This window comes from Vreelandella zhuhanensis, assembly GCF_009793355.1.
GTDB classification, from domain to species: domain Bacteria; phylum Pseudomonadota; class Gammaproteobacteria; order Pseudomonadales; family Halomonadaceae; genus Vreelandella; species Vreelandella zhuhanensis.
This window is the reverse complement of the sequence record NZ_WTKP01000004.1, coordinates 200,579-215,258: the sequence shown is the minus strand read 5'-3', so window position 1 is coordinate 215,258 and position 14,680 is coordinate 200,579. Positions and strand designations below refer to the sequence as shown.

General features: G+C 58.8%; 12 protein-coding genes. 7 read left to right on the top strand and 5 right to left on the bottom strand.

Going from position 1 to position 14,680, the window contains the following annotated elements; genetic code table 11:
• Window positions 1–40 precede the first annotated feature (40 nt).
• Window positions 41–2,422, top strand: a complete 2,382-nt coding sequence (gene ybiO / locus GPM19_RS07190) for a mechanosensitive channel protein (protein WP_160418350.1) — start codon at window positions 41–43, stop codon at window positions 2,420–2,422.
• On the opposite strand, the gene sstT is transcribed toward ybiO, so the two are convergent.
• Window positions 2,419–3,672: a serine/threonine transporter SstT gene (gene sstT, locus GPM19_RS07185; RefSeq protein WP_160418348.1), complete on the bottom strand. Its 1,254-nt coding sequence runs from the start codon at window positions 3,670–3,672 to the stop codon at window positions 2,419–2,421. The genes ybiO and sstT overlap by 4 nt on opposite strands.
• 252 nt (window positions 3,673–3,924) lie before the next feature.
• Entirely contained in the window at window positions 3,925–4,674 is a 750-nt protein-coding gene (locus GPM19_RS07180; protein WP_160418346.1) for an SDR family oxidoreductase, read from the bottom strand.
• A gap of 208 nt (window positions 4,675–4,882) precedes the next feature.
• Between GPM19_RS07180 and folK the strand changes: the two genes are divergently transcribed.
• Window positions 4,883–5,335 (top strand): 2-amino-4-hydroxy-6-hydroxymethyldihydropteridine diphosphokinase, encoded by a 453-nt coding sequence (gene folK, locus GPM19_RS07175; RefSeq protein ID WP_160418344.1) that lies wholly within the window; start codon window positions 4,883–4,885, stop codon window positions 5,333–5,335.
• A 52-nt stretch (window positions 5,336–5,387) separates the two neighbouring features.
• Here folK and GPM19_RS07170 read toward each other — a convergent pair whose 3' ends face one another.
• Entirely contained in the window at window positions 5,388–5,810 is a 423-nt protein-coding gene (locus GPM19_RS07170; protein ID WP_160418342.1) for a CBS domain-containing protein, read from the bottom strand.
• Window positions 5,811–6,063: 253 nt separating this feature from the next.
• The gene (locus tag GPM19_RS07165; protein WP_160418340.1) at window positions 6,064–6,792 is read right to left on the bottom strand and encodes a ZIP family metal transporter; all 729 of its coding nucleotides are present in this window, start codon (window positions 6,790–6,792) and stop codon (window positions 6,064–6,066) included.
• 381 nt (window positions 6,793–7,173) lie between these two features.
• Here GPM19_RS07165 and GPM19_RS07160 point away from each other — a divergent pair, with 381 nt between their 5' ends.
• From GPM19_RS07160 to GPM19_RS07140, 5 genes are all read left to right on the top strand, one after another.
• Window positions 7,174–8,859, top strand: a complete 1,686-nt coding sequence (locus GPM19_RS07160; RefSeq protein WP_160418338.1) for an ATP-binding protein — start codon at window positions 7,174–7,176, stop codon at window positions 8,857–8,859.
• 48 nt (window positions 8,860–8,907) lie between these two features.
• The gene (locus tag GPM19_RS07155; RefSeq protein ID WP_160418336.1) at window positions 8,908–9,639 is read left to right on the top strand and encodes a response regulator; all 732 of its coding nucleotides are present in this window, start codon (window positions 8,908–8,910) and stop codon (window positions 9,637–9,639) included.
• 206 nt (window positions 9,640–9,845) lie between these two features.
• Window positions 9,846–10,847: a Bug family tripartite tricarboxylate transporter substrate binding protein gene (locus GPM19_RS07150; RefSeq protein ID WP_160418334.1), complete on the top strand. Its 1,002-nt coding sequence runs from the start codon at window positions 9,846–9,848 to the stop codon at window positions 10,845–10,847.
• Window positions 10,847–11,299, top strand: a complete 453-nt coding sequence (locus GPM19_RS07145; RefSeq protein WP_160418332.1) for a tripartite tricarboxylate transporter TctB family protein — start codon at window positions 10,847–10,849, stop codon at window positions 11,297–11,299. The genes GPM19_RS07150 and GPM19_RS07145 overlap by 1 nt, the downstream gene beginning before the upstream one ends.
• A complete protein-coding gene (locus GPM19_RS07140) occupies window positions 11,299–12,822 on the top strand; it encodes a tripartite tricarboxylate transporter permease (protein ID WP_160418330.1) in 1,524 nt (507 codons plus the stop codon). Before GPM19_RS07145 ends, GPM19_RS07140 begins: the two co-directional genes overlap by 1 nt.
• Window positions 12,823–12,929: 107 nt before the next feature.
• Here the strand turns inward: GPM19_RS07140 and GPM19_RS07135 are convergent, their stop codons facing one another.
• Window positions 12,930–14,480, bottom strand: a complete 1,551-nt coding sequence (locus GPM19_RS07135) for a BCCT family transporter (protein WP_160418328.1) — start codon at window positions 14,478–14,480, stop codon at window positions 12,930–12,932.
• Window positions 14,481–14,680: the final 200 nt, after the last annotated feature.

Genomic DNA, 14,680 nt, shown 5'->3' with positions numbered 1-14,680 from the left:
CGTTAGCTTTTGATATTTCCCCACCGATACGGAGGTTATGGTGACGCCATTACGATTATTGTCCTGGCTGGGCATCTGGTTGTTGGCAATGCTGGTCTTGCTGGCAGCGCCTGTTTCGGCGCAGACCACCCTGACGCTGGACAGTCCCGCCGATCCACCTCAAGAATCATCGCAAGCCGAGCCCCCGGCGTATTCCACACTGGCGGATCTGCTCGAGAACGACCAGGCGCGCCAGGAGCTGATTGAGCAGTTGCGTAACTTGGCTGCGCAAACCTCGGAAGGTGCCGAGCTTTCGCCCGCACAAGCCGCTGAAGGCAGTGACATGGCGCCGGCGGATGTCTCGCTGCCCCGCCAACTGGCGGAGCTGACCAGTCGTATGGTCAGCGATGTTGGAGAACAGCTGGGCCAGACGGGCTCACTGGTTAGAGAACTGCTCAGTGCCGAGGGAGAAAACACCTTCGACCTGGCCGCCTTCACCAGCGCAGCGGTCAACCTGGGTTTGGTGATTCTCTCCACCGTTATTGCCTTCGTCCTGTTTCGCCGCTTTGCCAAGCCGCTATTCACCAGGATCAGTAGCTGGTCGTTGCATGGCACGGGGCTCAACCCGGTGTTGCGCCTGGTATTATGTGTGGCCCTGGCCGTGGTGCTGGATGTATTGGTCGTCGTGCTGGCCTATGTCGCCGGCAACCTGATCGCCACCTTTGCGGTGGGGGAAACCGGTGAACTCTCCACCCGCGCCTCGCTGTTCCTGAATGCTTTTCTGGTGATAGAACTATTCAAGGCAGCGGTTCGAATGTTGTTTTCCTCGCGCTATGAGGGCCTTCGCCTGCTTCCCATTTCCACGCAGGAAGCCTCCTACTGGAACCGTTGGCTGGCTCGGCTGGTTGGCATGGTCGGCTATGGCTTGATGGTGGCGGTGCCGCTGGTCAACTTCTACGTGGCCACGTCGCTGGGGCAAGTGCTGGGCACGTTGATCATGCTATTGGCGTTTATCTATGCCGTGGCGGTGGTGCTCAAGAATCGTGTCCACCTGCGCGATAACCTCAACCAGATGGCGGCCAATTCGAGTTTTACCGCCAGCCGAGTATCGTTGAAGTTGTTCGCGCGTACCTGGCACCTATTCGCCTTGTTCTACTTTCTGATGGTGCTGGTACTGGTGCTGACACGCCCCGCCGATGCATTGCCCTTCGTGCTGTTCGCTACGCTGAAAACCTTGGCGGCAGTGGTGGTGGGTCTGCTGATTTCCGCATTTTTGACGCAAGCCATCGGCCGTCGCATCACGCTTTCCGATGACCTGCGACGCAAGCTGCCGTTACTCGAAATTCGTCTCAATTCCTACGTCCCCAACGCCCTTAGGGTTATCCGCACGATCATCCTCATTGTAGTGATTATGGTGGTGCTCAATGCCTGGGGCGCCTTCGACCTGGCAAGCTGGTACGCCTCGGAAGCGGGGAGCGGGCTGGTCAGCAAGGTGTTCGGGGTAGCATTAATCCTGTTCATTTCCATCGCCATCTGGCTGGGGCTGGCGAGTCTGATCGAGCACAAGCTCAACCCCGAGACCGGGTCCGGCGAGCCGGATGCCCGGGCCAAGACGCTGCTCAGCCTGTTCCGCAATGCATTGGCGATCGCCATCATCACCATGACAGGGATGATCGTGCTGGCAGAAATCGGCATCAATATCGGCCCCTTGATAGCGGGTGCCGGGGTGCTGGGTCTGGCAATCGGTTTCGGTTCCCAGAAACTGGTGCAGGACATCATCACCGGGATCTTCATTCAGGTGGAAAACGCCATGAACACCGGCGATGTGGTCACGGTCGGGGGAATTACCGGCACGGCGGAGCGTCTGAGTATCCGCTCGGTGGGCATCCGCGATCTGAGCGGCACCTACCACATCGTTCCATTCTCGAGCGTCGATACCGTTTCCAACTTCATGCGTGAGTTCGGTTATCACGTGGGTGAGTACGGGATTGCCTATCGTGAGAGCATCGACGACGCGATCATCGCGTTACGTAACGCCTTCGATGAGCTGTCGAATGACGAAGAGCACAAGATGAGTATCCTGGCGCCGCTGGAAGTGGCGGGTGTGGTGGCCCTGGCCGACAGCTCGGTGAATATCCGGGTACGCATCAAGACGACCCCGGGCACCCAATGGGCCACCGGCCGTGCCTATAATCGTCTGGTCAAGCTGCACTTCGATCAGGCGGGCATCGAAATTCCCTTCCCGCACACCACGCTCTACTTCGGTGTGGGCAAGGAAGGCGAGGCGCCCCCGGCCAACCTGCGGGTCATGCAGCAACCTTTCGATATCGACGGCCGCCCCGGCGGGCAGCCGCGTTCCGAGGAGTCGGGCCGTTCGGAGGACCCGCGCTCCAGACCCAACCCCGCTTTCAAGGGCGATTTCGACGACGAGGAGACTACCTAGGCTCGTCTTGAGCTGAACGACACTTGAGTACCTCGACGGCGTTCCGCGGCGCGACAAGCGGCCGCGGTAAACAGCACGTCTGTGGAGGAGTTTAGCGCCGTCTCGGTGGAGTCCTGCACCACGCTGATCACGAAGCCGATCGCCACCACCTGCATCGCCACGTCGGTGGAGATGCCGAACAGGCTGGCGGCCATGGGAATCAGCAACAGCGAGCCGCCGGCCACACCCGAGACGCCGCAGGCGGCCAGCGCCGAGACCACGCACAGCAGCAGGGCAGTGGGGAAGCCGACGCTGATTCCCAGGGTGTTGGCCGCGGCCAAGGTGATCACCGAGATGGTGATCGCCGCGCCGGCCATGTTGATGGTGGCGCCCAGCGGGATGGAGATGGCGTAGGTGTCCGGGTCCAGATCGAGGCGCTCGCACAGCGCCATGTTGACCGGGATATTGGCCGCCGAGCTGCGCGTGAAGAAGGCGGTGATGGCGCTGCCGCGTAGGCAGGCGAAGACCAGCGGATAGGGGTTGCGGCGGGTCTGCCAAAAGACGATCAGCGGATTGGTGACCAGCGCCACGAACAGCATGCAGCCGACGATCACACCCAACAACTGACCATACTCGACCAGCGCACCCAAGCCGACCTCGGCCAGGGTGTTGGCGACCAGGCCGAATATGCCCAGCGGGGCGAATCGGATGACCACGCGGACGATGCCGGAGATCGCCTCGGAGAGGTCGTTGAGCGTGCCGCGGGTGGCCTCGCTGGCGTGGCGTAGCATCAAGCCGAGGCCGATAGCCCAGGCCAGGATGGCGATGAAGTTGGCCTCCATCAGCGCGGTGACCGGATTGGCAACGGCATTGAGCAGCAAGTTGCGCAGTATCTCGATGATACCGCCCGGCGGGTTGCCGCTGACCTCGGGCATGTCCAGCGTCAGGGTGGTGGGGAAGGTGAAGCTCGCCACTACGGCGACCAGTGCCGCCACCAGAGTGCCGATCACGTAGAGGATCAGCACGCCGCGAATATGTGTCGGCTGCCCCTGGCGGTGGCCGGCAATGGCGGCGGCCACCAGCACGAACACCAAGATCGGGGCCACGGCCTTGAGGGCGGAGACGAACAGCTCGCCGAGCAGCGAGAACGATACGGCGAGCTCGGGGGACACAACGGCGAGCAGGATACCGCAGATGATACCGATGGCGATCTGGGTGATAAGGCCCAGACGCAGCAGCGGGCCGAAGAGGGCGTTAAGCGTGGAAGTCATCGAAGATCTCTAAGAGGTTGCTGGATTGCTGTGTGGTCGGGTCGGATCAGGCGGCCCTGGCCTTGCAAACTTGCCCCGGCAAGGTAGCGCCAGGGCAAGGACTTCGGTCTTCCGTCACGGCAGTGGGTATTTCCCCCGCAGTTATTTGCCGCGATAGTAGCCCGTGGCGGTGAAGGGGACACCCGAAATGTCCGCGCCAATTAGAGCAGTTCAGATCACATTAGTCGATTCAAGCTGATAATAATGAACGTCTTAGAGGGGTGCATAGTTCTCCGAGTGCCGACCTTCCAGGTTGACCGATTCCCCACCATCCACGAACAAAATCTGCCCGGCCACGAAAGGGTTGTCGAGCAGGTAGTGCAGCGCTTGCACCAGGTGATCCGGGTCGCCCTGACGCTTGAGCGGAATACCATCGATACGCCATTGGATGTAGTCGCTGGTGCGCTGCGAGGCAGGCAGCACCACCCCCGGCGCTATGCCGTTGACCCGAATGCGGGGGGCGAACTCCAGTGCCGCCATGCGGGTCATTTCCGCCAGGCTTTTCTTGGAAAGCAGATAGGCCGCATAGGGGTATTGGTGATAAGCCACCTTGTTGTCGATGATATTGACGACGCGGCCCTCTTTCACCACGGCAGCGAAATGCCTCAGCAGCAGCAGCGGGGTGAATACGTTGACGCGAAATTGGCTTTCGAGCATCGCCATGTCGGTTTCTGCCAGCAGTGCCGGCGTATAAGCCGAGGCACTGTTGATCAGGACATTCAGTTGAGGGAAACGCTGAGACACCGCTGTGATCAGATCGGCGACATCCTCTTGCATGAAATCGCAGCTGAAGATCTCGCACTCTCGTCCCTTGGCGCGAATGCCGGCGGCGACTTCTTCGGCTTCATCGCGAGAACGGTTGACGTGCAAGGCGATATCGAACCCGGCCTCGGCCAAGGCTTCGGCAAAGTGGCGACCCAGCCGGGTGGCTCCCCCCGTAATCAGTGCAGCATATGAGCTCATGAACTGTCCCTCATTGATACAGTAGGCTGGCAGGCTGCGTGAGTGCAGCATTTGTCAATAAGTTGTACAGCACTTGCACATGGGGCGTAAAGCGCTAGGCTAGGCACAAGACAGTTTCATACTGGTTTTGTATATTTCTCTATATATTTTTCTTTGCCATGGCAGCCATGCTGCGTTTCGATTTGAGCTTGATACAAGGTAGCCCGTTATGCCGCAGCCGATGTCACCGTCGGATACGTCGAGAGACATGCATGAATGCCTGATTTCGGTAGGTTCGAACATTGAACCTGAATGGCATATTGCCCAGGTCCAAAAGATTCTCAAGGAGGAATGTGAGCTGATAAAGGCTTCGCGCGCCATTCGTACCGCTCCGGTGGGGTTGCAGGAGCAGCCGGACTTTCTCAATGCCGCCTTATTGGTGAAAACCTCGCTGGAGCGAGAGGTTTTTCGTGCTTATCTCAAGGAAGTAGAAGATAGGCTTGGTCGGGTGCGCGGACCGGTCAAGTCCGGCCCGCGCACCATGGACCTGGATATCATTGCCTGGGATGGCGAAGTGGTGGACGACGGCTATTACCAGCATGATTACGTACGCCAGCCGGTGGATGAATTGCTCTCCGGTAGCGGGCGACAGTTGAATGGGCGAGGCTGCCCTTCGCTATAAAAGCCTCTCGGGCAGCCTAAAAAGTCCTTATGAAAGTCCTTAACGAAAGACCTTAACGATAATGCTGGGCACAGTTAACCAGCTCCTTGGCCACTGCCTCCTCTTTACACTGATCGGCAATATCACCCACGGTAATAATACCCACCAAATCCTTTTGGTCCGGGCTCTTGAGTACCAGGAGACGCTGGACCTTCTGCTCCTGCATGTTCTTCAGCACATCCACCACATCCGTGTCTGAAAAAGTATAGAGAGCAGCTTGCGTCGCGATATCGGTTGCGTTGTCTTCGGGATTCTTGCCTTCGGCAATGCCGCGGATGGCGATATCCCGGTCGGTGAGTACCCCTTCCACTTTTGCACCCCGGACGAGAGGCTCAAAGCCGGAGTCGGTATCGCGCATCAGTTCAGCGACTTCGCGGATGGATACGTCCGCATTCAGGTACTCCGGGCGTGTGGTCATGACTTCTTTGGCTTGCATCGTTAGTCTCCCTTTACGTTTAATCAATCACTTGAAGCGCGTTAGCCGGGTGCTTGTGTTACCTGCTTTCCCTTTTGCTTCAGCGCTGATGCAATACCCGAGCGTTCAAGCTTGCATGCTCTAAAAAAGCTAGTCGGCCATGGCGAAAATTTCAATTTAATTAACGTCATGAAATAGGGACCACGCGAATGTGACGTCCTAGAAATAAGCGAGAAAATTCGTTTGACCTTTACAAGAATCGAATCAGCGGCCTCTATTTCGACAGTACGATAAGCACAGCCACCAGGATGCCGGTACCCAGCGCACACAGGCTGTACTTGCGGTGTTCCTTCTCCGCCTGCGGCAACAGATGCGTGGCGCCCACGTAGACCAGCGCGCCGGCAGACAGGGAGAGCAGGACACCGAGCAGTGGTTTGTCGATCTGACTGATAAAGGGCCAGGAGACCAGCATGCCAAGCGGCGTGGACAGTGACGCGGCAATGACCGCCAGAATGAGCGCGGCCTTCTCGCTGAAGCCACCGCGTAACAATAATAAATAGGTAATGATGCCTTCGGGAAACTCATGCAGCACCATGCCGATGGCGGCCAGTACGCCGGTGAACATACTAACGCTGAAAGTGATGGAGTAGACAAAGCCGTCGATGAACGAGTGCAACCCGATACCGATCATGGGTACCAGACCGATGCCGTAAGCCGGGTTCGTGCCGCGCTCGCACACGAAGGCGGTGATGAAACGGTTGAAAAGGTGCATCAACACGAACCCGCCGAGCAGATAGCCGGGGGCATAGGGACTCAATTCGAAAGACTTGGGAATAATGTGTAGGAAGGATACTGAGATCAGCACACCGGCGGCGAAGCACACAAAGTAAATGCTGTATTTGCGGCCCCAGTCCTCGAAGCGGCGAATGGTGTAGATACCGATACCCGTCACCAGTGCCGCCAGAGCACTGGCGCCAAAAGCCGTCCAGAAGCTATTTTCCATTGTTATCTCCAGATCATGGCTGTCATCAGCCCGGCCGCTGCGCGCCTACCACGCCAAAGGCCCAGCCCCTATCAGGCAGTAGTGCACGCACCACCAACTCCTGGATCCATTTTGCCCAGAACAGCCTGACACCAAATCCTCCTAACCAGCTTCACAGCCCAAGGTCGACTATTTTGATTGTGGCAGAGATTTCTCTCTACTGTGTAATCTCAGTGACGGCGCCGAGTTCATTCTTGTAGAGGCCAAACGAATTTGCTCGCTTATTTCTGGGACAGCACACTAGGTGAGTATCGATTAGACTAGTTCAGTAACAAAAGGCATCGATTAACCTCAAACATCGGGCGTGCCATACTGGCGCAGCAACCGCCGATGAGTACCGCCATGTCCTCCCCTCGCTATCGAACCATTGCCGACATTCAGCGTTGGCGCCGAGCGCGTGCCCGGCGAAGCTGGCTGACGCGTAGCTTCCGCTTGCAGGTCATGGTGCTCGTCGGGGTACTGCTGGCGGGGATGTTGCTGGCCCAAGGTACTTACCTCAATCATCGCAAGGCGGAGATCATCAGCGACCAGATGGGCGAACGTGCCCTGGCGGTGGCCAAGAGCGTGGCGAGTATCCCCACGCTGATCGATGCCTTCTCCGATGAGAACCCTGCCGCGACCATCCAGCCGATTGCCGAGCGCATTCGCCTGAGAACCGGAGCGCGCTATGTGGTGGTGGGCAATACCCAGGGGGTGCGCTACTCCCACCCCTTGCCCGAGCGGATTGGCTTGCCGATGGTGGGCGGTGACAACCAGCGAGCCTTGCTTCACGGCGAATCCTACGTCTCCGAAGCCACCGGCTCGCTGGGTAAGGCGATCCGCGGCAAGACGCCGGTCTTCGACGGCGAAGGCAATATCCTCGGGCTGGTCTCGGTGGGCTTCATGCTTGACCGAATCGCCATGGACGTGGGGCGTCATACCAGCTTCGGCTGGTGGTTGGTGGCGGCGATGATCGTGCTCGGATTTGCCGGGGCCTACCTGCTCTCGCGCCATCTGAAGAAAGTGATTCTGGGGCTGGAACCGCATGAAATCGCCCGCCTGGCCATGGAGAAAGAGGCCATCCTGCAGTCAATCCACGAAGGTATCCTGGCGATCAATCGGGAAGGGCGCATCACCTTGGTCAATCAGCAGGCGCGGCGCTTTCTGGGTTTGGCCATTACCGAAAAAGCCGTGCTGGGCCAGCACATTCAGGCGGTGGTGCCTAATTCGCGCTTGCTTGAAGTACTGGAGCGAGGAGAGCAGCAGTTCGATCAGCAAATGTGGCTGGGGGACCATCCGGTGGTCGTCAACCGGGTGCCTATTTCCTATGAAGGCGAGATCGAAGGAGCGGTGGCGACCTTTCGTAGCCGCCGTGAAATCGTCGATCTTTCCCAGGCGCTTAGTCAGGCCAGTCGCGACGTGGACATGCTGCGCGCTCAGGCCCATGAATTTTCCAACAAGCTGTATACCATCTCGGGGTTGTTGCAGCTTGATCGCATCGACGACGCCCTGGCATTGATCCATCAGGAAAGCGAACGTGCCCAGGCGCAGATGAATTTCCTGATGCGGCATGTCGCCGATGCCGTGCTGAGCGGCACCTTGTTGGGCAAGCTGACCCGGGCCCGGGAGCTTGGTGTCAGCCTGGAAATCGACGAACAAAGCTCGCTTTCCCAACCGTTGACCGCCACCGGCCAGGAAGTGCTGATGAGCGTGGTAGGCAACCTTCTGGATAACGCCTGCCACGCCGCCTTGCAGGGAGCCTCCGATGAGCCTCAGGTGCGATTGTTTTTCACCGACCTGGGCGAGCAGCTGTTGATCGAGGTGGAAGACAATGGCCCGGGCGTACCGCCGGAGGACATTGAACACATCTTTCGCGAAGGCTATTCGACCAAGCCGGGCAAGCACCGTGGCATCGGCCTGGCGCTGGTGGCGCGGCTATGCCGTGAACATGGCGGTGCCATCACGCTGGAGGAAAGCGAGCTGGGCGGGGCCTGCTTTATCGTGGTGCTCGACCGCTCACTGTGTCGCGCACCAGCCGGTTTTGCCTGACCCCACGCCAACCATGACAAGACGATGCCCGACATCGCAGGAGGAGGGATGCCCGCTTCGAATTACGGAATCCTGATCATAGAAGACGACTTTCGAATCGCTGATATCCATCGTGCCTTTATCGAACAAAGCCCGGGTTTTGAGGTGGTCGCCGTGGCCCGCAACGGGGTGGAAGCCCGCGAGCTGATGGCGCGCCATTCATCAAATATTCAGCTGGTATTGCTGGATGCTTATCTGCCCGATGTGGAAGGCCTGGAACTGCTCTGGGCGCTGCGTCGCGATTACGTCCAGGTGGATATCGTCATGGTCACCGCCGCACGCGAGGTGGAAACCATCAGCGAAGCTTTGCGCGGCGGGGTGTTCGATTACTTGATCAAGCCTACCGAAGCTGCACGTATGGCGCAGATGCTGGCGCGCTTTCGCCGTGAGCGGAGTGCCTTGGCGGCCCAGGGGGAAATGAGCCAGGAAGAACTGGATCGCGCCTTGGCCAGGCTACGCCCGGAAAACTCATCAAACGCAGGGACGCGTGCCTTGCCCAAAGGCATCGACCGCCTGACGCTACGCTCGGTGGTGGAAGCGCTCAAACAAGTGCCTGAACCGCTGGCTGCCATGCAGGTGGCGCGCGCCATGGGCGCAAGTCGTTCCACGGCGCGGCGCTATCTGGAATTTCTGGTATCGGTACAGGTGGTGGAAGCGGAACTGGGCTACGGTGATGTTGGTAGGCCCGAGCGACGTTATCGGTTGCAGGCGGATACCACCGGCTGGCTGGAAAGCCCTTAAGAAAGCCCTTGAAAAAGCCTTGAGAAGCGTCCGTGAACAGAATGAACAAAATGCTCACAATGCTCTTTTTGTGCTTTATGTTCACAAGCTTGTCGCCAGGGTCTGCATTCTTCTAACGTTCGCAGCGTGAAGTGCCAGACATCGCCACAACACGCAGCACCACAACACGCATCACTACAAAAACAGATTGAAACGTGGAGAACGCCATGACCCTCAAGCCTTCCTTGAAGTACGTAACCCTGCTGGCCCTGCCGCTAGCCGCTGTTACCACTTTTTCCAGCACTGCCGCCGCCTTCGAACCGGAGGGTAAGGTGGAATGTATCGCCCCCTCCGACCCGGGCGGTGGCTGGGACTTTACCTGCCGCAGCGTGGGTAACGTCATGCAGGAGCTCGATCTGGTCCCGGCGAATGTCCAGACCATCAACATGGCTGGTGCCGGCGGCGGCGTGGCGTTTGCCCATACCGTGAGCAAGCGCGCCGGTGACGACCATCTGCTGGTCGCAGCCTCCACTGCCACCACCACGCGTCTGGCCCAAGGGCAATTCCCGGGGCTGTCCGCCGATATGGTCAACTGGATCGGTGCTCTGGGCGCGGATTACGGGATTATTGCCGTGGCTGCCGATTCCGAGATTGATGACCTCAACGAACTGATGGACTCGCTCAAGGAAGACCCGCGTAGCGTCAAGTTCGCCGGTGGTAGCGCCAAGGGCGGCTGGGACCATCTCAAAGTGTTGATTGCCGCCCAGGCAGCCGATGTCGAAAACCTCCCGCGCATTGCCTATCTGTCGTACAACAACGGCGGCGAAGCCTTGACCCAGGTGATCGGTGGGCACGTTGATGCCTTTACCGGCGATGTCACCGAAGCCCAGGGGTTCATGGAATCCGGTGACCTGCGTGTCTTGGCAGTCCTCTCCGAAGAGCGCCTACCCGGCGATCTGTCCGACATCCCCACCGCCCGTGAGCAGGGCATCGATGCCCTGGGTCCCAACTGGCGTGGCTTCTACATGCCGGCGGATATCTCCGAAGACGCCGAGGCGTACTGGACCGATGCCATGGACACCATCTACCAGAGCGAGGAATGGCAGAACGTCATGACCCAGAACGGTTTGATGCCTTTCCACATGACCGCGGGTGAATTCGAGGAATTCGTGCTCAATCAGATCAAGGACATCGAACAGCTTTCCAAAGATATCGGATTGATTCAGTAATGACCTTCAACGACCGCATCTTTGGGGTCCTGATGATCGTCCTGGCCGTCGCGTACGGCTGGGCCGCGACTCAGTTCCCGGAACCGTTCGGGGGGGCCGAGGCCGTCGGCCCCGATACTTTTCCCAAGTTGCTGGCCATAGTGCTGGCGCTTTCCAGCCTGTATCTGATCGTACGCCCCGATCCCGACAATGCCTGGCCCTGGAGCCGTACCGGCATCGAGCTGATTATCGCCGTGGGAGTATTGCTGCTGTATGCCATGCTGCTTCAGCCATTGGGCTTCATCATCAGCACCACGCTGGCGGTGGGAACGCTTTGCTGGCGGATGGGCGCGCCCCCGGTCAATGCTTATATCACCGGGGCAGTCTCGGGGGTGGTGGTGTACTTCCTGTTCAGTTTTGCGCTTGATCTCGCTTTGCCGTTGGGTCTGCTTTCGTTCCTGGAGGTGAACTGATGGAAACCCTCGGCTATCTGATGGACGGTTTCGGCGTTGCTCTGCAGCCGCATAACCTGATGTTCGCTTTGCTTGGCGCTTTTCTGGGTACCCTGATCGGTGCCTTGCCGGGGTTGGGCCCGGCCAATGGCGTGGCCATCCTGATTCCGCTGGCCTTCAGTCTGGGGCTGGCCCCGGAAACTGCCCTGATCATGCTGACCTCGGTGTATGCCGGGGCCATGTACGGCGGGCGCATTTCGTCGATTCTGCTGAATATTCCCGGCGATGAGCCGGCGATGATGACCTGCCTGGACGGCTACCCCATGGCCCAGAAGGGCAAGGCCTCCGAGGCGCTGGCGATCTCCGCCGTGGCCTCGTTTGTGGGTAGCCTGATCGCCACTATCGGTCTGATCCTGCTGGCACCGCTGCTGGCCAACTTCGCCCTGACGTTCGGCCCGGCGGAATATTTCGCGCTCTTCTTGCTGGCGTTCGCCACCCTTGGCGGAATCACCGGCAAGAACCCCATCAAGACGGTGGTCGCCGCCTGTATCGGCCTGATGATCGCGACTGTCGGCATCGATAACACCGGGGTACCGCGCTACACCTTCGGCGTGCTCGAGCTCTTCGAGGGCGTGGACTTCATCATCGCCATCGTGGGGCTGTTCGCCATTTCCGAGCTGCTGTTCTTCATCGAGGAACGCGCCGGTGGCGGCAAGGAAAAGATGCAGGTCAATAGGCTCTCGCTTTCCTGGAAGGATATCCGCGATATCCTGCCCACCAGCTTCCGTGGTGGGGTGCTGGGGTTTGTCGCCGGGGTATTGCCGGGCGCCGGTGCCTCCTTGGGTAGCTTCATCAGCTATACCCTGGAAAAGCGTGTGCTGGGCAAGAAAGGCTATTTCGGACAAGGCGACCCACGCGGTGTGGCGGCTCCCGAAGCCGGCAACAACGCCGCTTCCAGCGGTGCCTTGGTGCCCATGCTGACTCTTGGCGTACCGGGCAGCGGTACCACGGCGGTACTCTTGGCGCTGTTGATCTCGCTCAACATCACCCCGGGACCCTTGATGTTCACCCAGAACGCCGACATCGTCTGGGGCGTGATCGCGGCATTGTTGATCGGTAACTTCCTGCTGCTGGTGCTCAACATTCCGCTGGTGGGCATCTTCGTCAAGCTGCTTTCGGTGCCGCCGATGTACCTGCTGCCGATCGTCACCATGGTGGCTTTCGTGGGCATCTACTCGATCAGCAACACCATATTCGACCTTTACTTCATGGTGGCCTTCGGGGTGGGCGGTTACGTACTGCGCAAGCTGGAGATTCCCTTGGTGCCGGTGATCCTCGGCTTGTTGCTGGGGCCGGAAATGGAGAAGAACCTGCGCCATGCCATGGACATCTCCGACGGTGACTGGATGATTCTGTGGGACAGCGGGCTGGCCATCGGTTTGTGGGTCTTCGCGGCACTGGGCTTGATCCTGCCCTATATCGTGGGCCCCATCCTGCGTCGCCGGATGAAGGCACCCACTGAAGGTACGCCTGAAAGCGATTGATCCTGGAAGCGATTGTTTCTGGAAGCGAGTAGTACCGAAAAAAACGGGGCGTCGACGAAAGTCGGCGCCCCGTTTTCATGGGCAAAACACCGGCGGTTTATGTCGTGTTAATCAATAATCCCTTGTTCGCGCGCCATGGCATAAGCCGCTTGCGGCCCTTTCCAAAGTGAGGGAAGCAGGATCAAGGAAACCGGGATCGCGGTAAGCACGATGAATTGTTGCAACACGCCGATTTGACCGGCTCCCATGTACAGCAGAATGGCGGCCATCAGCGCCATGGTGATCCCCCAGAAAGCCCGAATGAGAGAGCTCGGGGCGTCATGGCCTGCGCCGACCATCGCAATCGAGTAGCTCATGGAGTCGCCGGTCGTGGCCACGAAGATACTGGTCAGAAGCAGAATGGCGAATGCCATCCAGGTGCCGCCGGGCAGTGCCTGAGCCACCGTGAGGGTCGCCACATCGAACTGGAAATTATTCAGCGCTTCGGTGAGGTCGATGGTATCGGTCAATTGATAATAAATGCCCGAACCACCCAGCAAGGTGAACCAGATAGTGGTGGCAATCGGTGCAATGACGGCCACTGCCAGAATCATCTGACGGATGGTGCGGCCACGAGAAATTCGCGCCACGAAAATGGCCATCAACGGCGCATAGCCGATGAACCAGGCAAAGAAGAACACCGTCCACCATTGCATCCACCAGGCCGGTGCGGTTTCTGCGGTCATGCTCGCCATGGTGAAGAATTCACTCAGGTAAGTGCCGGTACTTTGCAGGTAGCTGTTGACCAGAAACAGGGTGGGACCGAACACCACGATGACCAAAGCGATGGCCAGCGCCAGGAACACATTGAAACGGCTGAGCAACTGGATACCGCGATGCACGCCACTGACCGCTGAGCCGACATAGACAGCTCCCAATACCCCCAGAATGCCCAGCTGAGTCGGGTAGCCTTGCGGCAAACCAAACAGTTCATGCAGGCCGTAACTCATCTGGGTCGCCAGAAAACCGATGGGTCCCACCGTGCCGGCCACGACCGCGATAACGCAACAGGCGTCCACTACGCCGCCCAGCGGCCCGCGCATCAGGCGCTTGCCGAACACCGGGTAGAGCAGGGTACGCGGTTGCAGGGGCTCACCTTTGACGTAGTGCGCATGCGCCAGCACGACCGCAGACAATGATCCGAGCACCGCCCAGGCCAGAAATCCCCAATGCATGAACGATTGCGCCAAGGCACCGGCAACCGCCTCGGCGGTGCCTGCCTCGGTATCGAAGGCCGGGGGCGTCACCACGAAGTGATACACCGGTTCACCGGCAGCAAAAAAGACGCCACCTCCGGCAAGCAAGGTGCACAAGATAATCGAGAGCCACTTGAACGTACTCATCTCCGGCGCATCGAGATTGCCGATACGCGCCTTGGCGGCGGGCGTCATGGCAAGGCCGATAGCAATGAAGAACGTCAGAATCAGCAGCAACTGAAAATAAGAACCCAGGGTCAGCGCCGTCCAGGCGAAGCCGCTGCTGATGCTGTCGGCCACCAGGTCGGTGTCGTAAAGCGAAAGCAGCACAAAGGCGAGAACGAACCCGATGGTCAATACAAGCACCACGGGATCGCCTAGCTTATGTGAGCGAGGAGGTGAATCGGTTTGAGTTTGAGCCATTGAACGACGTATCCAGTAGGAAAAAAGAGCATAAAAAAACGCCACTCAATGAATGGCGCTGGAAATAGAACGAGATTTTTAGAATTGTAACCTAGGCATAGACAAAGGTCTAATATTTGTGAAGGATGTCAACACGAATGAAACCTCAGCGCTACAAGGCACGCCGAGCCCAGCGTTGAGCCACCTCATCGGCGGCGCAT